This window comes from Peribacillus sp. B65 (genome assembly GCF_058513295.1).
In genome coordinates, this window is record NZ_CP195840.1 from 4607781 (window position 1) to 4629117 (window position 21337).

General features: G+C 40.0%; 19 protein-coding genes and 1 tRNA gene. 17 read left to right on the plus strand and 3 right to left on the minus strand.

The annotated features are described in order from the left end of the window. Positions 1-52 precede the first annotated feature (52 nt). The 7 genes from mgtE (at position 53) to ACSR9O_RS22555 (ending at position 6704) form a co-directional block, all read left to right on the plus strand. The gene (gene mgtE / locus ACSR9O_RS22525) at positions 53-1411 is read left to right on the plus strand and encodes a magnesium transporter (RefSeq protein ID WP_202190588.1); all 1359 of its coding nucleotides are present in this window, start codon (positions 53-55) and stop codon (positions 1409-1411) included. 378 nt (positions 1412-1789) lie between these two features. Continuing rightward, positions 1790-2818: an NADP-dependent oxidoreductase gene (locus ACSR9O_RS22530; protein WP_230178055.1), complete on the plus strand. Its 1029-nt coding sequence runs from the start codon at positions 1790-1792 to the stop codon at positions 2816-2818. Between the two features lie 240 nt (positions 2819-3058). Further along, positions 3059-5011 (plus strand): FUSC family protein, encoded by a 1953-nt coding sequence (locus tag ACSR9O_RS22535; protein WP_491725135.1) that lies wholly within the window; start codon positions 3059-3061, stop codon positions 5009-5011. Between the two features lie 159 nt (positions 5012-5170). Then, complete coding sequence (locus ACSR9O_RS22540) at positions 5171-5584, plus strand: YbjN domain-containing protein (protein ID WP_063235961.1); 414 nt, start codon at positions 5171-5173, stop codon at positions 5582-5584. A gap of 190 nt (positions 5585-5774) precedes the next feature. Continuing rightward, positions 5775-5848, plus strand: a tRNA-Gly gene (locus ACSR9O_RS22545). A 487-nt stretch (positions 5849-6335) separates the two neighbouring features. Next, a complete protein-coding gene (locus ACSR9O_RS22550) occupies positions 6336-6491 on the plus strand; it encodes a hypothetical protein (protein WP_260359171.1) in 156 nt (51 codons plus the stop codon). Between the two features lie 45 nt (positions 6492-6536). Continuing rightward, complete coding sequence (locus ACSR9O_RS22555; RefSeq protein WP_491725136.1) at positions 6537-6704, plus strand: hypothetical protein; 168 nt, start codon at positions 6537-6539, stop codon at positions 6702-6704. A gap of 210 nt (positions 6705-6914) precedes the next feature. On the opposite strand, the gene ACSR9O_RS22560 is transcribed toward ACSR9O_RS22555, so the two are convergent. Beyond that, positions 6915-7583 (minus strand): B3/B4 domain-containing protein, encoded by a 669-nt coding sequence (locus tag ACSR9O_RS22560; protein ID WP_230178058.1) that lies wholly within the window; start codon positions 7581-7583, stop codon positions 6915-6917. A 106-nt stretch (positions 7584-7689) separates the two neighbouring features. Here ACSR9O_RS22560 and queG point away from each other — a divergent pair, with 106 nt between their 5' ends. The 8 genes from queG to ACSR9O_RS22600 all read left to right on the plus strand — a co-directional run bounded on the left by queG (position 7690) and on the right by ACSR9O_RS22600 (position 15361). Next, positions 7690-8829: a tRNA epoxyqueuosine(34) reductase QueG gene (gene queG / locus ACSR9O_RS22565; RefSeq protein WP_260359169.1), complete on the plus strand. Its 1140-nt coding sequence runs from the start codon at positions 7690-7692 to the stop codon at positions 8827-8829. A 198-nt stretch (positions 8830-9027) separates the two neighbouring features. Then, the gene (locus ACSR9O_RS22570) at positions 9028-9885 is read left to right on the plus strand and encodes an amidase domain-containing protein (protein WP_101223367.1); all 858 of its coding nucleotides are present in this window, start codon (positions 9028-9030) and stop codon (positions 9883-9885) included. Between the two features lie 67 nt (positions 9886-9952). Then, the gene (gene trmL, locus ACSR9O_RS22575; RefSeq protein WP_101223366.1) at positions 9953-10441 is read left to right on the plus strand and encodes a tRNA (uridine(34)/cytosine(34)/5-carboxymethylaminomethyluridine(34)-2'-O)-methyltransferase TrmL; all 489 of its coding nucleotides are present in this window, start codon (positions 9953-9955) and stop codon (positions 10439-10441) included. A 79-nt stretch (positions 10442-10520) separates the two neighbouring features. Continuing rightward, positions 10521-11270 carry an oxygen-insensitive NADPH nitroreductase gene (gene nfsA / locus ACSR9O_RS22580; protein WP_491725138.1) on the plus strand — a complete coding sequence of 250 codons (750 nt, stop codon included), beginning with the start codon at positions 10521-10523 and terminating at the stop codon, positions 11268-11270. A 290-nt stretch (positions 11271-11560) separates the two neighbouring features. Beyond that, a complete protein-coding gene (locus tag ACSR9O_RS22585) occupies positions 11561-12409 on the plus strand; it encodes an ABC transporter ATP-binding protein (RefSeq protein WP_101223364.1) in 849 nt (282 codons plus the stop codon). Next, entirely contained in the window at positions 12360-13280 is a 921-nt protein-coding gene (locus ACSR9O_RS22590; protein ID WP_230178060.1) for an iron-hydroxamate ABC transporter substrate-binding protein, read from the plus strand. Before ACSR9O_RS22585 ends, ACSR9O_RS22590 begins: the two co-directional genes overlap by 50 nt. A gap of 66 nt (positions 13281-13346) precedes the next feature. Then, the gene (locus ACSR9O_RS22595) at positions 13347-14357 is read left to right on the plus strand and encodes a FecCD family ABC transporter permease (RefSeq protein WP_101223362.1); all 1011 of its coding nucleotides are present in this window, start codon (positions 13347-13349) and stop codon (positions 14355-14357) included. Then, positions 14354-15361: a FecCD family ABC transporter permease gene (locus ACSR9O_RS22600; RefSeq protein ID WP_230178062.1), complete on the plus strand. Its 1008-nt coding sequence runs from the start codon at positions 14354-14356 to the stop codon at positions 15359-15361. The genes ACSR9O_RS22595 and ACSR9O_RS22600 overlap by 4 nt, the downstream gene beginning before the upstream one ends. An 83-nt stretch (positions 15362-15444) precedes the next feature. Here ACSR9O_RS22600 and ACSR9O_RS22605 read toward each other — a convergent pair whose 3' ends face one another. Together ACSR9O_RS22605 and ACSR9O_RS22610 are read right to left on the minus strand one after the other, a co-directional pair. Continuing rightward, a complete protein-coding gene (locus ACSR9O_RS22605) occupies positions 15445-16392 on the minus strand; it encodes a response regulator (protein ID WP_101223360.1) in 948 nt (315 codons plus the stop codon). A gap of 4 nt (positions 16393-16396) precedes the next feature. Further along, complete coding sequence (locus ACSR9O_RS22610; protein WP_101223524.1) at positions 16397-17659, minus strand: ATP-binding protein; 1263 nt, start codon at positions 17657-17659, stop codon at positions 16397-16399. Positions 17660-18086: 427 nt separating this feature from the next. Between ACSR9O_RS22610 and ACSR9O_RS22615 the strand changes: the two genes are divergently transcribed. Beyond that, the gene (locus ACSR9O_RS22615; protein WP_491725500.1) at positions 18087-19076 is read left to right on the plus strand and encodes a glutaminase; all 990 of its coding nucleotides are present in this window, start codon (positions 18087-18089) and stop codon (positions 19074-19076) included. Between the two features lie 199 nt (positions 19077-19275). Beyond that, complete coding sequence (aimA, locus tag ACSR9O_RS22620) at positions 19276-20910, plus strand: glutamate/serine transporter AimA (protein ID WP_491725501.1); 1635 nt, start codon at positions 19276-19278, stop codon at positions 20908-20910. The last annotated feature ends 427 nt before the right edge of the window (positions 20911-21337 follow it).

Consider the following 21337-nt stretch of genomic DNA (forward strand, 5'->3'; position numbering starts at 1 on the left):
TAGTATTTAAGGGAAATATTTTTTGCTCCCCTAAAAAGGAGTGAGTGACAAGATGATAAAAGTCCTGACCGAAGATCAAATGACTTTACAAATCATAAAAGTTTTAAAAGAAGGAAAAAAGAATGAATTTTTAGCAATATTAGAAGAACTCCAACCTTATGACATTGCGCGAATTTTTGAGGGGCTACCAGAAAAACACCATACACGTTTCTTGTTGTTACTTGATTCAGAACAAATCGCTGAACTGATTCAAGAAGTTGAGAAAGTGCATCAATTAAAAATCCTTAGTAAATTAGGAATAGAGAAATCCGGTCATGTAATGGATCTAATGGATAATGATGATCTAGCTTCATTGTTAGAGGACCTATCCCCTGAAAAAATTGAAGAACTTCTTTCAGGCATGAAACAAGAAGAATCAAAAATCGTTCAAAATATCATGAATTATCCCCCTGAAACAGCCGGGCGAATAATGACAAACCGTTTTGTCTGGATCCCCCAACATTATACAGTTCGTGAATCAGTTGAAAAACTGAAAATCTTTGCGGAGTTTTCGGAAACGATCAATTATCTTTATGTAATAGATAATGATAAAAAATTAGTAGGTGTTGTCTCATATCGGGATTTAATAATAAATGATGAATCTGAAAAAATTCAAGATATTATGTATAGCCGGGTTATCTCGGTTACTGCTTATGAAGACCAAGAAGAGGTAGCTCGTGTTATTGAGCGATATGATTTTTTAGCAATTCCAGTAGTTGAAAAAAATAATGAATTATTAGGAATTGTAACCGTCGATGATATTATTGATGTTGTCATTAAGGAAGCGAATGAAGATATTGAAAAATTATCGGCATCCGGTAAAGCTATAGACTTTGATACGAAGGCGCACGTGGCCGCATATCGTCGGCTTCCCTGGCTTATTCTACTTTTATTTATCGGATTGGTGTCTGGAACCATTATAAGCGGTTTTGAAGAAACATTGTCCAAAGTTGTTGCACTTGCCTTCTTTATGCCGATGATCGCAGGGATGACTGGAAATACAGGTACACAATCTTTAGCTGTTGTTGTAAGGGGCCTAATCACTAGTGATACGGATAAAGGAGTCGTGACCAGACTTATTATACGGGAATTGAAAGTTGGATTGATAATAGGCGTTACCTGTGGAATATTGATTTCCATCATAGCTTATGTTTGGCAGGGAAATCCCGTTCTGGGATTAGTGGTTGGAAGTTCGTTAGTGATGACCCTAATTATCGGGACTTTAGCTGGGACCATTATTCCTTTGATATTATATAAATTCAACATCGATCCTGCAGTTGCTTCTGGTCCGCTAATTACAACACTAAATGATATCCTCTCGTTACTTATTTACTTTGGAATTGCCACGATGTTTATTTCAAAATTGATGTAGACTATCCATTAAGCTAGTAGTTTTTTCATGGGCGAACATAGTCTCAAGGATTGCAGTACAAACTGTCCAGGCTGATGTTTTAAATCGGGATAGTGCGGAGGTTGATCATCTGCCAAGCAGACAATAAAAATAGAGTTTTAAGCTGCGGCCTTTTCTCGGTATCCAATCGGGGAAAGGCCGTTAAATTTTTCTGGGAGTGAACCGTATATTGAAATGAAAAACATGGGACATAATAGGCTGTAGCAAGTTTGGGGTTTATAGGAAAGACTACATAAGAGTGTTATGGAAGAAAAAACCAATCATATTCTTTGACCTATGAACTTCATCAGTGATACGCTTCTTTTCGAAATTACGTATTCAAACCAAGGAGGAACAATGATGACACAAACTAAACAACAAATAATCACCCTGGCAAACCGTCCAAAAGGTATGCCATCGAAAGGGGATTTCAACTTTGTTGAGAGTGAAGTTCCCACACCAAAGGATAATGAGATTTTAGTACGTACACTATATTTATCTGTCGATCCATATATGCGTGGCAGAATGCAAGATACCAAATCATATATTGCTCCATTTGAATTGAATAAGGTCATCACTGGCGGCGTTGTTGCTGAAGTTGTTGAGTCCAAATCGAATTCCTTCAAACAAGGGGATGTCGTTGTTGGGAATATCGACTGGGCAGAATACACAGTTGTCACCGAAAAGGAAATCCGCGTGATTGATCCCAAGGTGGCTCCGGTCACAACTCATTTAGGGATTCTTGGAATGACCGGTTTAACTGCTTACTTTGGTTTGCTTGATATTGGTAAACCTCAAGAAGGTGAAACGGTAGTCGTTTCAGGAGCGGCTGGAGCAGTTGGTTCAGTAGTCGGACAAATTGCTAAGATTAAAGGTGCGAAGGTTGTTGGCATCGCTGGTTCAGATGAAAAACTTGAGTATTTAACGAAAGAGCTGGGATTTGATGGAGCCGTAAATTATAAAAGTGATAGTTTTGCGACAGATTTAGCTAATGCTGTTCCCGATGGAGTCGATGTTTATTTCGATAATGTGGGCGGCGAGGTGTCCGATGCTGTTTTCACACTTTTGAATGCGAATGCCCGAATACCATTATGCGGAGCGATTTCCTCGTATAACGCAGAAGGAAAAGATCTAGGACCGCGTCTGCAATCGGCGATGATCAAAACGAGTGCACTAATGAAAGGTTTCACAGTTGGAAATTATGCCTCTAGATTCCAAGAGGGTGCAACGGATTTAGGTAAGTGGCTTCAAGAAGGAAAGCTGAAGTATGAAGAAACGATTATTGAAGGGTTCGAAAACACGCCTGATGCATTTTTAGGTTTGTTTAAAGGAACGAACCTCGGTAAACAGCTTGTAAAAGTTGCGGAGCCTGAATTCGCTCAACTATAAGTTTTCTGGAAATAAAGCTGAGGAAGGTCCATTGTTGGGATTTTTAAGCAGCTTATGACAAAAGCGGCCTTTTTTCGATTTAAATCGGGGAAAGGCCGTTTTCTTTCAAGTTATATGATCCTTCATTACCTTAAGTGGTATCTTTTGATCCATATGAAGGATATTAATTATGAGAAGTCACTTCATCAGACATAGCCTTCACTACAGAGTTGGAATCTTTAATGAAAGGATAAATTGAAAATGAGTGAAAATAAGCAAAGGTCCTCTTCGGAATCTCTGAAATTGGATACGATACATACTACATTTAAACAGGCTTTTGAAATAAAAAAGAATCCATTTCCTTGGATAAAAGCACTAAGTGCAGGTAAAGCTGCTGCACTACCTGTTTTCATTGGCTTATTATTCGGAAATTTATCGTACGGTTTACTTGCAGCGATAGGAGGTTTCACTTATTTATACGTTTTTAACCAACCGTATCGCCAAAGAGCTAAAAAGATTTTCTTTGTGATGGTGGGTCTTGCTTTATCTGTTGTTTTAGGGACGCTTTTGGCTCCATACCAATTAGGAACAGCCATAATGATGGGTATCATCGGGGCCAGTGTTTTTTTTGTATTTGGTGCATTAAAGATAACCGGTCCTTCGGCGGTATTCTTCGTCTTGAGCTTTGCGCTTGCGACAGGTATGCCCGTTGACCAAAGCCTTGCCCCATTGCGTGGTGGCCTTGTTTTAATGGGTGGGGCACTATCATGGATAATCTGTATGTTAGGCTGGTTTTTCAACCCTCATGGACCAGAATCGCTTGCGGTAGAAAAGGTGTACAGAGAATTGGGGGCATTCTTTGATTCCATGGGCACCGAGACTTTCAATAAAGCAAGACAAAGAACCGTATTGGCGATGAAACACGCTGAAGATACACTGTTAGCGGGGGTTTCAAACAGGAGAAGTCCAGATGAGTTGAAGCGATTATATCTATTGAATGAACATGCCAATGCCATATTCTTGGAGGCTCTGGAGATTACCTTGAACAAAAAGATCGTGATGCCGCCAGAATTAGGTCATTCCGTTCGTGCCTTGGCCGGTTCCATTGCATCTGGAAAAAAGAATAAAAAAAAGATCCTTCAACCTGACCAAATGACTGATGAGGTGGAAGCGTTATTCATGATGATTTACAATGCAGATGCCATCATGAATGAACCTGTACAGAAAATCGATCAAGCAGCAACCATCTCCAAGCCTTCTTTAAAGACCATTTTTCTTGGGGCGTTCGATAAGAATTCCATTGTTTTCCTCTCTTCCGTTCGATATGGAACAATCCTTACCATTGCGGCGATCATCGCCTATTCCGCCGATTTTAACCGTTCGTACTGGATTCCCTTATCCTGTGCGGCCGTTATGTCGGGTCCGACCATCATCTCCACATTCCATCGGGCGGTCCAAAGGACTTTCGGGACGGTCATCGGGCTCCTGATAGCAAGTTTAATTCTAGCAGCCGTTCATAACGAGTTCATCATCGTTCTGATCATTTTATCTTTGACATTCATTACAGAGCTTTTCATCGTTCGGAATTATGGATTGGCGGCGATGTTTTTTACCCCTTCAGTATTGATCATGGCGGAATATTCATCTCAAAGCTATGATTTCGGTTTTTTTGCGACTGTAAGGATAACCGATATTGTCGTTGGAAGCTTGATAGGGCTTATTGGGTCGCTGTTACTCGGAAGTCGTTCGGCATCCAGTCTTCTCAATCATTTAATAGCCAAAACGATTCGTAGCCAGGGGCAGCTATTATTGATGGCGTTCTCTGAAAAAGATAATGACCTTGCAATTGATGAAAGCAGTGAAAGGAACAAAATGCAAACAAATATGGTGAATCTATTAACCGTCTACAATGCATCCCTTGGTGAGATATTCAAAAACAAGGCTAGATTGGAATCTCTTTGGCCCGTTATATTTTCGATAGAACAGTTGGGATATTATCTAAATGCCAGCTTAAAATCCTCTGAACGGCCAATCCTTTCAGAGCGGGAGCTTGCTCAGTTGCTGTATGTTTTCGAAAACATGGCGATAGCGGCCGATAAAAGTCGATCACATACGAATAAAGAAGTGCCAGAAATAGAAGGATATTCAAAAATCCGTCAGGAAATTTTGGACCTACAAGATGCGCTTCAGTTTTCCGGAGAAGCAACTGGCTAATCAATCTATTGATCCGGGAGATCATATTTGAATCCCTTTCTTTAGCTGAGTGATTCTTCGCCCCTATTAATAGGATGAAATTGGAAGGTTTATAGAAAAGTCTGTAAAAATGCCAGTTTTCATTATAAAATGTAATTACAAAGAGAAAGGTGATGAACCATGTCAAACGTTGCTAAATTTCGTGATTTTTTAACTAGTGAGAAAATCTATATGAATGAGTTGAATGAAGATGGCACCACCTTTTTTAGGGCTGAGCAAAAGTTAAAGGACGGCTGGAAGGTCCTTTTAGTATTTGCTTTCAATCAAGATGAAAATGTGGCGGACTTATTTTGCTTTAATGTCGCCGAGTTGAAGAATCCTGAAAAGAAACAGGATGTACATACACTGTTGAATGAATATAATGCTAATTTTAGGTATTCTAAGCTGTATGAGGAAAATGGGACCATTTCCATTCGGTATTCATACTCCATTGAGGGGGACATCGTACCGGATCTGGCGTTCAGGAAGTTAATCATGCTGCTTGAAACGGCACAGCAGGTTTATCCGCGGTTAATGGAAGTCATTTGGTCTTAGATCATCATATAGGATGAAAAAGTTCTCTGATTCAGAGGACTTTTTAACATTTTTACTAGAGTGAATGAATATATTAACGTTACAATACGTTAATTATTAATTTTTTTTAAAAGAACTATTGCATTTTTTCACATTAAACTATATAATTAATTTTGTTGATTGGTAATTCGACAAACTTCTACAAGAATATGCGGGTGTAGTTTAGTGGTAAAACCTCAGCCTTCCAAGCTGATGATGAGGGTTCGATTCCCTTCACCCGCTCCAATACATACTCATAACGTAGGGTTTCGTTACCTGGAGAACGAAGCTTTGCGTTTAAATATTATTACAAGAATTCTACTGTTTACAGTGGGATTTTTTTTATTGTTCAAATTGCCTGCAGTAAGTATGTTATGCCCGAAAACCGATTTTTTATTTTTATATTATCCTCCATCCTGGAGAGTGGGGATTTCGATTCAGCACACACTTAGTCAATGTGATTAACTACGTAAGTAGAATCAGTTTGACTAAGTGTGTGCTTTTTTTTGTCCTAACTTGCAAGTTATGTAGTTGAGGTCTGTTTAGACACTGTTAATGGGGAAGAGCAAGGTGTGCGGATATAATAACCATTGTTATGGTTGCAGTTTGGCGACAAAAAGGGATTGGGAGTCCGAATAGTGAGGTGTAGGTTGAAACAAAAGTGCTCCGGCTGAAAACAGCAAAAACATTTTTTTGGAAAAAATTGTAGGCAATCTCGCTCTTTGTTTTTTTATTGTTTTATGAAACCCTCACTGGTTCGAAGAAATTTGCGACACTCCTGCCGAATAACTGGCTAGTCGAGACTCCACAGGCGCTTGCTTTGATGAGGCTTGGCAGACAGTCGGCGGAAAGGGAGCGGATTTCTGGAATCAACTGGAATGTAATTTAAGAAAAGTCCGTAGGCTAGACTCATCCCGAACAAAATTTAAGCTAGGTGATCCTTAATGTTTCTACTGTAATCCTTAATGGATGGAAGAAATTTGCGACACTCTTGCCGAATAACTGGCTAGTCGAGACCCCACAGGCGCTTGCTTTGATGAGGCTTGGCAGTCAGTCGGCGGAAAGGGAGCGGATTTCTGGAATCACCTGGAATGTAATTTGAGAAAAGTCCGTAGGCTAGACTCATCCCAAACCAAATTTAAGCTAGGTGATCCTTTATGCTCTTAAAATCCAGGAATCATTTTATCGCTTTTTTCAGGGTATGGATCGATCGGTTGAATAAAAGGATACTAGAGGACTGGTTTTATTAATTGGAAAAATCATAAAAACCCCTTCCGATTGTGGAAAGGGTTTAATTTCGTTCGAATTTTAATTATCCTTCTACAATCGAGTAAGTCCCTTCACCACCATGGATTTCAAGGAACATGTCCATCAGGGATTTCGTCAGCTGATCTGCTTCCGTGATTGGAGTATTGGGTTGTAAATAAATGATTTGGATAGCTTTTTTCGTTTCTTCAGTGACTTTCGTGCGTTCTGAATCAACGTAAGGACTTCCGAATGCGCCCACATGATCGGCAGATGTAATCATATTCTCCATGGAATTCAAGCGGCCGTTCAAACCTTCATAACCATCTGACTCCTCGCCGATCTTAATCGAGATGTCCCCTGATAATTTTTCCGCATCATAAATGCCAATCGGAACTTCATATAACAGCGAGAAGAAGTTATTTAAATCGATGGCTGAATGAATGGGTGTCAAGTAATTCTGTTTTTTTACTCGACGGTAAAGGGCTTCCACGGAGGGGCGGTACCGTGACGGATTTGTTCCAGTAGCCTTGAAAATCTCCCGCCACACTTTAATGCCGGAAAAGTCGGTCAATTCCTTTTCTTCAAGATCGAAGAAAAGAGCTTCCTGAAATAATTGAAGTCTTCCTTTCACCATTTGCGGGGAGGGACCTACTTCGATGTTTTCATATGTAATGATCCCAACTTTGAATTGAGGGATTTTACTGCTAAGATTAGCTGATACGGTAATTTCCAACGGTTTCACCTCCAAAAATGATTGCAATTAGTTTATCATAGATAGCAATGGTTTGAAAAAGATTCAAGCTTTCAATGGGAATACTGAATGAACGTAGGTGATTAATATGGATATGAACACATTCAAGCAAGAAGTGATTATATATAGTAAGGAAATCGGCATCGATAAAATCGGCTTTACATCGGCCACGGCCTTTACCGAATTGAAAGGTCGGTTGATACGTCAACAGGAGCTGGATTATCAGTCAGGGTTTGAAGAAGCCGATATAGATAAAAGGGTAAGGCCTGAATTGATATTCGATAAACCGCAATCCATCATTTCGATTGCGCTTGCTTATCCTTCTAAATTGAAGGATGCTCCGCAAAGTACAAAAAGTGAGCGCCGGGGGATTTTTTGCCGGGCGTCTTGGGGAACGGATTATCATACCGTTCTTCGTAATAAATTGCAGTTACTTGAGGATTTCATTAGTGATAAGGTGCCAGGAGCAATGATGAAGTCCATGGTTGATACGGGCGAGTTATCTGATAGGGCGGTGGCTGAGCGTGCAGGTATTGGCTGGAGTGCAAAAAACAGTATGATCATCACACCGGAATTCGGGTCTTATGTATACTTGGGAGACATGATAACCAACCTGCCATTTGAACCGGATCAACCGATGGAAGATCAATGCGGGACATGCAATAAATGTGTCGATGTTTGCCCGACTGGAGCGCTCGTTCAGGGCGGGCAGCTAAATTCCAAGCGTTGCATTGCGTTCTTGACGCAGACAAAAGGTTTCCTTCCGGATGAGTTCAGGACGAAAATAGGCAATCGTTTGTATGGATGTGATACATGCCAGACCGTTTGTCCGAAAAACAAAGGAATGGATTTTCATTTTCATGAAGAGATGGAACCCGACCCGGAGCTGGCGAAACCGCTGTTAAAACCGCTGCTTACGATTTCGAATAGGGACTTCAAAGAGACATACGGCCATGTATCTGGCTCTTGGCGCGGTAAAAAACCAATCCAACGAAATGCCATTTTAGCATTGGCCCATTTCAAAGATGAAACGGCATTGCCTCAATTGATACAGGTCATGAAGGATGATCCGCGGCCTGTCATCAGGGGGACGGCGGCCTGGGCAGTTGGGAAAATTGGCCGGGAGCAGGCTGTTTCCGCATTGGAAGATGCAAGAATGAAGGAAACGGATGAAGAGGTATTGGCGGAAATTGAGAAAGGACTGCAGTTTACCTTGGAAACTAAATGATATCTAAAATGCAGCCGCCCGGTAAATATTAACGGGGCGGCTTTTTTGGCTTAGAATATTCCGTTACCTTCAAGGAAACCTTTTTAAAAGTATCATTATATATATAAAGTTGAAACTCCCACATTTTATGAAATTGTGTTTTTGTCCATGCCCTCATACATACACATTAGCATAGATGGTAAGAAGGAGGGCATGAACTTGAGGGAACAATTGCAACGCCTTTTACAAGAAAGAGTGGAGTTTTATACTTCCGATGATCTGGAACGGGGTGAAAGGAAGTTACATTTGAAGAAGGAAATGATGAGAAACCGTGCTGCGGAAATTGTTCGGGTGAATGCGGCAGGCAAGGTACATTCAAAGAGAAAGGAAGACAATGATACAGTTCTGACATATCACGTGCACCTGCAATATTTATTGAAACAGGAGGATTCATTTTATATAGAAGAAGAAATGGAGGAAAGGGAGGCCCGGTTTCGAAATGGTTATATAGTGGATGAAAGTGAGCTGATTCCGAGCTTTGAAACCGAAGGGGCACCGCCAAAATGTGATCCAGGCGCAGAGCGTCTCGCATATAAATATGATCGGATGAAGGCTGTCCAATATGCCGAGCGTTGGTGGAACGAATTCAATCCCGCTTATCATAAATTCACTGATGATTGTACGAATTTCATTTCACAATGTTTACATGCAGGAGGAATACCGATGTGGGGGGCCCCAAATAAAAGTAAGGGCTGGTGGATAAGAGGGAAAAGCTGGAGTTATACATGGACGACGGCCCATTCTTTATATCATCTGCTTAAAGCCGGGAATGCCATCAGGACAAAGCAGGTCGAGTCGGCCAAGGAATTGAATTTGGGAGATATCCTTTGTATAGATTTCGAAGGGGACGGACGGTTTGATCATAACTTGATCGTAACGGCGAAGGATCAGGACGGGATGCCGCTAGTGAATGCACATACGATGAACAGCCGTCACCGGTATTGGACATATGAGGATTCAACGAGATACACACCGAACATTGTTTATAAATTCTTTGTGATTTTGGATGGAGGGTGATTGGTTTTTAGTCTTTTTTGTTTAATGCTATAATTAAGGTGAAGTTCAAACTAGAGGTGAAAATGAAGTGTCAATACATGTAGTTTTATATCAACCACAGATTCCAGCAAATACAGGAAATATCGCAAGAACATGTGCAGGGACGGATACGTCTTTACATCTCATTCGCCCGCTCGGTTTCTCGACGGATGACAAACAGCTCAAACGGGCCGGGCTCGATTACTGGGAGAATGTAAAGATCCATTATTATGATTCGTTAGAAGAGTTTTTTGAAAAAAATGCCGGCGGTGAATTTTATTACTTGACGAAATTCGGGGAGCAGCCGCATTCCAGCTTCGATTACAGTGATCAAGACAGTGAGATATTCTTCATTTTTGGCCGTGAAACGACGGGGCTCCCGAAAGATCTGATCCAAGAAAATATGGATCGGTGCCTGCGGATTCCAATGACGGATAAAGTACGTTCACTTAATCTGTCGAACACGGCTGCCATCTTGGTTTATGAAGCACTTAGACAGCAAAATTACCGTGAATTGGATTTGAAAACAAAAGGTTGAGTTTCATCATTACTGTCATCGGGGGCATTATTTCAGCCCCGATGATGGATACTTTACATATTCTTTAGGGGTGGGAGCATTGAATAACATTATTGAGAAGATTTTAGATCATCGTTCCATACGTTCTTTTGAGGACAAGTTATTGTCTGAGGAGCAAATCAAAACGATTGTGGAATGTGCCCAAGCGGCATCGACTTCAAGTTATATTCAAGCGTATTCAATCATAGGGGTAACCGATCCGGAAAAGAAAGCCAAGCTTGCTGAACTTGCCGGACCACAATCATATGTAGAGAAGAATGGACATCTATTCGTCTTTTGCGCCGATTTATATCGTCATGATATGGTTTCCGAAATGGAAAACACTGACCTGTCCGAATCAATTGAAAGTACGGAGAAATTCATGGTTGCCTGTATTGATGCTGCTCTTGCGGCTCAAAATGCGGCATTGGCAGCAGAATCGATGGATCTTGGCATTTGCTATATAGGCGGGATCCGCAATAATCTCCCAGAAGTGTCAGCAATATTGAATATACCGCATCGCGTTATACCATTATTCGCTCTAGTGGTCGGATATCCGAAAAACCGTTCGGATAAAAAGCCGCGTTTGCCGCTGTCCAATATTTATCATGAAAATGGATATCAGGAGGATAAGCAAGAGTTCATCGGACAACTTGAAGAGTATAATGAAACGATTTCCAGTTATTACGAGCGTCGGACTGAAGGTAAACGAAAAGACACCTGGACCGAGCAAATGGCTGGAATGCTTGGAAAGAAAAGCAGGTTGTACATGAAAGATTATGTTGAGAAGCAAGGATTTAAGAAACATTGATTGATGGTAATGGCTTATTGCCCTTCCCATAAGGGACATCTTCCAAAGTCCTGAGTATGGACCTAGCAGTAAAGATCCCGGAAATATTTCCGGGATCTTTACTGTGTTCATTTGTCAGTCGGTAATATGGACCGGCCCAAAAAATCCTGTCAGAATTTCTTCTTATATGCCCATGAAATTACCATTGACAATATATTTAGATAGAATTATAGTAATTAAGTAGTGGATAATGATAATCATTTTCATTTGAGTTTTTACTTACCTATTTTTCAGTAAATGGAGGTTAAAAAATGGTTCGCCTATATACAGAGGATTTGAATATTGGTTATGGTGAACGTTTAATTGTAAAAGATCTCAGTGTGGAAATTCCAGATAAAAAAATCACGACGATCATCGGTTCAAATGGGTGTGGGAAATCGACACTTTTGAAAGCGATCACCAGAATAATTTCTAATCAATCAGGTACGGTTGTTTTAGATGGGGTGAATATTTCAAAAGAAAGCACTAAGATCCTTGCAAGAAAAATGGCCATACTTCCGCAGACACCCGAGAGTGCAAGCGGTTTGACGGTTGGGGAGCTCGTATCATATGGGCGCTTTCCCTATCAAAAGGGTTTTGGGCGCCTGACCCAAAAAGACTATGATGTGATTGATTGGGCACTTGAAGTGACCGGTACGAAAGACTTCAAGTTCCGTCCGGTGGATGCTCTATCAGGAGGTCAGCGCCAGCGTGTTTGGATTGCGATGGCACTTGCCCAGGAAACGGAAATCATCTTCCTTGACGAGCCGACCACCTATTTGGATATGGCGCATCAGCTGGAGGTTCTAGAATTATTACAAAAGCTGAATGTAGAACAGGGACGTACAATTGTCATGGTTCTTCATGATTTAAACCAAGCTGCTCGCTTTGCCGACTATATCATTGCCTTAAAGGACGGGGAAATAGTCAAAGCAGGAGATTGTGAAGAAGTCATCACTCATGAAGTGCTTAAGGAAGTATTCCATATTGATGCGGTAATCGGACGAGATCAACGAACAAACAAACCAATGTGCAGCACATACAATTTATTAAAAGGAGATTTGACAACAAATGAAAAAGATAATGATCCCGTTTATACTGCTGTTAGTGTTAATTATTAGTGCTTGTGGTAACGAGTCAAACGAAAAAGAAAAAAGCTCCGCTTCCAAAAAGGAAAAATCAGGTACCATCACATATCAATCTGAAAATGGTCCTGTTGAAGTTCCGGCAGATCCTCAGCGTGTTTTAGTACTATCTTCTTTCGCAGGTAACGTAATGGCTTTGGATGTTAACCTTGTAGGTGTCGATTCGTGGTCTAAAATGAACCCGAACTTTAAAGAGTTAAAAAATGTCGAGGAAGTCACGGACGAAAACCTGGAAAAAATCATTGAGTTGGATCCGGATTTAATCATTGGTTTATCAACGATTAAAAATGTCGATAAATTAAAGGAAATTGCTCCGACTGTAACGTATACATACGGAAAAGTGGACTATTTAACACAGCATGTAGAAATTGGTAAACTTTTGAATAAAGAAAAAGAAGCTCAAGCTTGGGTGGATGATTTCAAAAAACGGGCAAAAACAACCGGTGATGAAATTAAGGCTAAAATTGGAGAAGATGCTACCGTTTCCGTTTTCGAAAAGTTTGACAAACAGTTCTATGTATACGGCGATAATTGGGGCCGTGGAACGGAAATCCTTTATCAAGAAATGAAATTGGGCATGCCTGAAAAGGTAAAAGAAGTGGCATTGAAAGATGGTTACTTTGCCTTATCATTAGAAGTCCTGAAAGACTATGCCGGTGATTATGTGATTTTGAGCAATAACAAAGATCAGGACAATTCATTCCAACAAACAGATACGTTTAAAAACATACCTGCCGTTAAAAACAATCAACTATATGAAGCTGATGCAAAAAAATTCTACTTCAATGATCCAATAACATTAGAATACCAATTAGACTTCTTTTCCAAAAGTTTTCTTGGAAAATAATACAGTGAGGGAGAGGGATTCCAATTCCTCTCCTTTTATTCTATAAAAAAGAGATGAGAGAGACAGATGACTAAAGAAAATCAACGTTTCATCCCATTTATATATAAACTGCTCATAGGGATTGCTGTATTCATAGGCATGTTCATTATTTCAATGGCATTTGGGGCGGCGGATGTTACTGTAAAAGATGTCTGGCAAGCACTGACATCAAATGCTGTCGGTGAAAAGCTTTCAATCATCCGGGAAATCCGTTTCCCTCGTGAAGTGGGCGCAATCTTTGTTGGTGCAGCACTTGCCGTTTCTGGTGCCATCATGCAGGGAATGACCAGGAATCCACTTGCCGATCCGGGGTTGCTTGGATTGACGGCAGGAGCCAATGCAGGTCTCGCCATTACTTTGGCATTTATTCCAAATGCTAATAATTTAGGGATCATGATTGCGTGTTTTATAGGTTCCGCTGTCGGGGCAACCATGGTTTTCGGAATTGGTGCGATCAAAAAGGGCGGATTTTCACCTTTGCGGATTGTATTGGCTGGTGCTGCAGTCTCTGCATTCCTATTTGCCGTTTCGCAAGGGGTAGGCATTTATTTCAAGGTATCAAAAGATGTATCGATGTGGACAGCTGGCGGGAATATCGGAACTTCATGGGAGCAGCTTCGGGTAATCGTCCCGTTCATTTTGATAGGCATCCTGATTTCCCTTATCTTTTCCAGACAGCTCACCATACTTAGCTTAAGTGAAGAAGTGGCGGTAGGCTTAGGGCAAAAGACAACACAAATAAAGGCGGTTCTTTTCGTAGTCATCATTCTCCTGGCAGGTGCTGCCGTTGCACTTGTTGGAAATATGGTGTTCATCGGCTTAATGGTCCCCCATATTGTTCGGGCTATCGTGGGTACGGATTATCGATTCATCCTTCCAATGTCTGCGATTTTGGGAGCCACTTTCATGCTGCTTGCCGATACGATCGGCCGTACCATCAATTCTCCATATGAAACACCTGTGGTAGCGGTTGTTGCGATGATCGGTTTACCTTTCTTCCTCCTAATCGTGCGTAAAGGGGGTAAAGCATTTTCATGATCCAGTCATCATTAGTCAAAAAACAGCGATGGATGATAGGTGCATTAACTGCACTCATCATCGTTACGATCATTATTGGGACGTGTTCGGGATATTCCAATCTTTCTTTAGGACGACTGATTCCCACGCTTTTCGGGCAAGGGACGTTTAAAGAGGAATTCATTTTATTTTCCGTAAGGTTACCGCGAATCATCATCACCCTTTTAGCAGGCATGGCCCTTGCACTGTCGGGAGCCATTCTGCAAGGGATCACACGTAATGATTTAGCCGATCCCGGAATCATCGGGATCAACTCAGGAGCAGGTGTTGCCATTGCAGCTTTCTTTCTGTTTTTCCCGCTTGATGCTGGTTCTTTTGTTTATATGGTTCCGCTTGTCGGTTTTATCGGAGCGTTACTGACGGCCTGTTTAATATATATTCTCTCATTCAAAAGAAGGAGTGGCCTTGAACCCGTTCGGTTAGTGTTGATCGGGGTAGGTTTTTCAATGGCGCTTTCAGGCCTGATGATTGTCCTCATTTCATCAGCGGAACGAGAAAAGGTCGATTTCATCTCAAAATGGTTGGCGGGAAATATATGGGGCACGGATTGGCCTTTCGTTTGGGCGATTATTCCATGGTTAATCATCCTCATTCCATTCACTTTATATAAAGCGAATCGTTTGAATCTGCTTGGTTTAAGTGAACCGGTCGCAATTGGGGTCGGTGTATCGATTGAAAAGGAGCGGATCGTACTGCTAATCACGGCTGTAGCACTGGCAGCGGCTGCCGTTTCTGTTACAGGCGGAATTGCATTCATTGGACTTATGTCCCCGCATATAGCGAAATCCTTGGTAGGACCTCGAAATCAACTATTCATTCCGGTCGCCATTTTAATCGGTGGATGGCTATTGCTGCTTGCCGATACGATAGGCCGTAATATAATTGAACCCGAGGGGATTCCTGCAGGTATCATGGTTGCATTGATTGGTGCTCCTTATTTCATGTATTTATTGTTGAAAAAATAAGAACTTGCTAAAATCCCCTGAAATCCTTCAGGGGATTTTATGTTCCATTAAGTGCTTCCGTAGTTTTTTGTTTTAATCATTGATTATCTATATCTAATTATTTCATCAGGATTCAATCGTTTCGCTTCGAAATAAAATACTTGAATAAACTTTTTTGTATTTACCCGGGTAGGTGTAAGAACTATTGTTGAATCATTTTGCAATTCTTTCATTTTTTGGCGTACGACTGTGAAATCAAAAAATTTGGAAGCATAATTTTCAAACTTCGGATTTGAAAAATCCGTTAAACCGAGCGAGGCAAAATGATTTAAGGAATGGTTAATCGTTCTGCGTATTCGCTGTTCGGCAGCTTTTATTTCTCGATTGATATCAGCCTGCAAAGCTGATGTACCGAGCTTTTTTTTGGTGATTTCTACAAAGATATCTTTAAGGGTAGGGAAATGCTTTCCAAAAGTAAAAGTCCTTTCATACATAAATAAATATTGAAGCATCTCCATTAAATCTTTTGCGCCATTTTCTCCAACGATCCCTAATTCCGATAGTAGGAATTCACCTACCTCACTTATACTTTTTTCATTAAAACTATTGGATTTATCAACTTTTGGCTGTTCAAAATTCAATACACTATTCAAAGAAGCTTGGATATTTGTGATTGATCTTTCTAAATGAATCCGTTCCATAACTTTTCGGATAACTGTTAATATCTCAATACGATTGATTGGTTTGGTAATATAATAATCTATTCCAAGTGAGTATGCCTCACCAATCAGCTCCTTTGATTCAACCTGCGAAATCATTATTATTTTTCCGTTAAATGTACTTTTTATATGACGAAGTGTCTCAATGCCATCCCGGATGGGCATTAATAAATCAATGAATAATATATCAATTTGTTTTAAATTCAGAATATGGCCTTCTAATAGACTCCCATCCTCGGCTTCCTCCACCACTTCTCCTAAATCTTCGTTCTCTATAATTTGGCTTAAGTTCGAACGTATGGCACAATCATCATCTGTTATAAAAAAACGCATGGAATCATCCTTTCTGGATCAACTTATGAATGGGTAATTTTATTGAAAAAACGGCGCCGTTAAAACTATTCTCAAACAGGATATCGCCTCCCAGTTCTTTTACGACCTCTTTAACATATGAGAGACCAATCCCCGTTGAAGGTGTCCCGAAATGATCATATTTTGAAGTGAACCCAGGTTTGAATATGACAGTCTGATATTTTTGAGGAATTCCAGGTCCAGTATCAGCAACTTTAAATTCCACATTGTCATGGATTTCACACAAACTTAAACGGACGATTCCCTTATCTTTAATTGCTTCAACTGCATTTGCGACTAAATTATTGAAAAGAGATAACACGGTATACACATGATAATGTGAATCATTTTTTTGATCCAATGAGTATTCGAATTGTATATCCTTTCCTAGAGATAAGGCATATTTTTCATTAATTCGGATAATTAAATGAAAAAGTTCAGCAGCATTCATATAATCCTTAAAACTCTCATTGGAAATCAATTTGGAAAGACCGGCAAAAATTCGTTGATTATCTTTCTTGACTTCATGCATTTCACCCGCGATGCGCAATGCTTTTTGACTATATGGCTCTGTAAGAACATGAGATTGCTTTTCCCGTTTTTCCAGAGCTTTTAAATCTCGATACAAATCATACGATTTCTTTGTAATATTCTCAGCATTTTTTAATGTTTTTTTTAAATGAATCGTTTCCTCGTATAAGTTGGAAATGAGCATCAGCATATGTTCATTTTGTTTTCTGATTTGTCGTTCCCTTGATTGTGCTTCATAAAGCTTCATCATATTAAAAAAACTTAAAACGATAAAACTGTGGGCGAATGCGATCATGATCATCTCATTCAGTGAACCTAGCGTAATTGTTGTTTCCAATACAATATATTGAAAGATTAATTCTACTGAGTCGGACAATATTTCGATAATGAGACCAATAAATCCAATAATCAAAGATCGGTTTTGAAAGCGATTGATTTTCACTAAATAAAAAAGAAAGCAGTAGGTGAAATAAAAGAAAAAACTTGGATAATGAACTTGGAAAGCGGAAGCCCAGGAAAAACTATCATGAATGAAAAAATCTATAAGAATACGAAATACCACAACCATTGTTCCTGTCAGGAAGCCCGAAAGAATGGCAGGTGTTTTCTGTAATAATAGTAAAAAGAAGAAAAGTACAGGTGGACCAAAACTTACCCGAAACGTTTCATTTAAAGGATAAAAACTCAATTCGCCTGCTAATGGGACTGTTAACAACATCAAAGCAAGGATATTGACCTCTTTTTTCATTAACGTACTCAGATTCAAGTCGTCACCTCCCAATTTGTTTAAAAAATCAGTATACAGTTTCATCAGCTTCAATACAACGCTTACTTTGTTCCTGAATGGAACGGCTTAAAACCAATTATCGCAAAACCAATCTGTTTTTCTATCCACCAAAAATGGTAACGGAACATGTGAGATGATTCCGTTTTTTTAGTGGATTTTTATTTTTTAGATTTTGTAGGTTTTCGTATGATTATGTAGTTCCCAATTTAAAATTAACGGTAGATAGAATTTTTTGAAAGCGCTTAACAATTATTAGAATATTCATTATGTTTTCATCTAATCTATTGCAGCATGATGGCATTCGGTAAAACGCTCATTTTGAATAATGATACAACAACTGAAGAGGTGGAAAAATGTGATTGAAGAATTGTCAAAAGAGTATGACATTCACGTTAGTAGTCAAAAGCAAGCCGACTTAGATGAATGGGTGGCACATTACAGACCCTATGCTACTGAAGGGCAAACCGCCAATTATATACCTGCATTGAGGAATGCACACTTATCGCAATTAGGCATTTGCATACTGGAGCCTGGTGGAACAATGATCAAGTCAGGGGATTGGGAAGTCCCATTCACGCTGCAAAGTATTTCAAAAGTGATCAGCTTTATAGCCGCGTGCTTGGGTTGTGGCATTTCTTATGTGTTAGAGAGGGTCGATGTGGAACCAACTGGAGATGCTTTCAATTCAATTATTCGTTTAGAAATGCATAAGCCGGGAAAGCCATTCAATCCGATGATAAATGCAGGGGCGATTACCATAGCTTCGCTTCTCCCAGGTGATACTTCACGAAAGAAATTAGAATTTCTCTATACATTATTTGAAAATTTGCTAGGAAAGCGCCCGGCCATCAATGAGGCAGTGTATCAATCTGAGTGGCAAACCTCTCATAGAAATAGAGCCTTGGCTCACTATTTAAAAGAGACGAATTATTTAGAGTCGGATGTAGAGGAAGCTTTAGAGGTTTACCTCAAACAATGTTCCATAGTAGTAACCACAGAAGACATAGCCCTGCTTGGGCTGATTCTTGCACAAGATGGATACCATCCCATCCGTAAAGAACAAGTACTCCCCAAAAAAGTGGCTAAGCTGGCCAAAGCATTAATGCTTACTTGTGGTATGTACAATGCTTCGGGTAAATTTGCGGCTTTTGTGGGGGTGCCTGCCAAAAGTGGAGTATCTGGCGGGATCATGGCACTTGTTCCTCCAAGTTCCAGAAGCGGGCTTCCCTTTCAAGATGGATGTGGCATTGGTATATACGGACCTGCCATTGATGAATATGGGAATAGCGTAACAGGTGGTATGTTATTGAAACAAATGGCACAGGAATGGGATCTTAGTATTTTCTAAAAGCAGAGAAAATCTGTTCATATTAAAAAAGCAATATAGGGTACATCCAAAATTTGCATTACAATTCACTAAACTTAGCAAGAGGTGATGCAATTCAGCAATCACTTCAAGAATCAATTGGACGAACTTGAAACAATTGATAAATCAGTTAAGAACGTCATTATAAAGAATGAAATTTGGAAAGCATGGTGATGAACATATGAATAATTTGCAGCGAAAGATGGGTACGTTTTCGTTAACGATGGTAGGACTCGGGTCAATTATTGGCTCAGGTTGGTTATTCGGAGCATGGAAAGCGGCACAAATCGCAGGACCGGCTGCCATTATCTCCTGGATTATCGGGATGGTTGTTATTTTATTTATCGCACTATCTTACAGTGAATTAGGGGCAATGTTTCCTGAAGCTGGGGGGATGGTAAAATATACGCAATACTCTCATGGCTCGTTTATAGGTTTTCTTGCAGGTTGGGCAAACTGGATCGCAATTGTTTCTGTAATTCCAGTCGAAGCGATTGCTTCTGTTCAATATATGAGCTCATGGCCATGGAAATGGGCGGAGTGGACACATGGTTTAGTAGAAAATGGGAGTCTAACTGGGACAGGCTTGGCAATTGCTTCTGCATTATTGGTCGTCTATTTTTTATTGAATTACTGGACAGTTAGTTTGTTTTCAAAAGCAAATTCATTTATTACAGTCTTTAAGGTTATTATACCTGGACTGACGATCGGCTCACTTTTATTTGCCGGTTTTCATGGATCTAATTTTACCTCTGCAGGAAGTATCGCTCCTAATGGTTGGGCAAGTGTGCTTACTGCTGTAGCAACTTCTGGTATCATCTTTGCATTTAACGGTTTTCAAAGTCCGATTAACATGGCAGGTGAGGCAAAGAATCCTGGACGTTCGATTCCATTTGCAGTAATAGGCTCCATCTTAATTGCAACGGTTATCTACGTTTTATTACAGATTGCATTTATTGGGGCAGTTGATCCGTCCATGATTGTGAACGGATGGCAACATTTGAATTTCAATTCACCGTTTGCTGATTTAGCAATAGTCCTAGGTATAAACTGGTTAGTTATTTTACTATACGTTGATGCTTTTATTTCTCCTTCCGGGACGGGAATAACATACACGGCGACAACGTCAAGAATGCTTTATGGAATGGAAAAGAATAAATATTTGCCAAGCGTATTTGGAAAACTTCATCCACTTTATGGTATCCCTCGTCAAGCCATGTTTTTTAATCTAGGTGTATCCTTCTTATTTTTATTTATGTTTAGAGGCTGGGGAGTATTGGCAGAGGTTATTTCGGTTGCGACATTAGTTTCTTATATTACAGGTCCAGTTACTGTTATGACATTAAGGCGCACCGGTCAGAATTTATACAGACCATTACGTCTAAAAGGATTAAGTATCATTGCACCGCTTGGCTTTGTTTTTGCTTCTTTGGTTTTATATTGGGCAAGGTGGCCACTGACAGGACAAGTATTATTTATCATTATGATTGGTCTCCCCGTTTATTTCTATTATCAAGCAAAAATCAATTGGAAGGGATTCCGTCAAAACTTCTTGGCTGGGGTTTGGATGGTTGTTTACTTACTCTGTATGATGACCATTTCATACTTAGGCAGTGAAAAGTTTGGTGGACTAAACATAATCCCATTTGGTTGGGATATGGTCCTCATAACATGTTTATCTCTAGGGTTTTATAGCTGGGCAATAAAGAGCGGATTCCAAACAGAATATTTGGAACAAGGACAAAAAGTAAATGAAGACTTGAGATCGATGGAGAATAACATTGCCGCTCACACTGAAAAAAAGGACGCTGTATAAATGGTGTAGCCACTTCATTGATTGGCATGCTCTAACTATTAATATCGATGAGGGTGAAAAAAAGGGGACGGCAAATTTAATTTGCTGTCCCCTTTTTGGATTTAAGAAAGGCTGTTATTTTTTTATTTCACACCTGGTTTATCATTATACCCGGCAGTGAAGATAGCGGCTAAAAATGTAATAGCAACCCCAACGATAATAACTGTGCCCATGCTGTGACCTCCCTTTACCCATATTGTCCCACTTAAGTATAGGCTTAGTATACCCTAATTTTTAGCAGGAGTGCACACAATTTTTCTTGTCAGCATAATTGTCCTCAATTCTTCAATGATTAAGCCTTTTTCGATACTGGAGAGCCAAGGGCTATTCGAAACAATGGCCGGCGACTTTTTAAAGTCTGACATGTTTGTCAGACTTGGAGCATAGA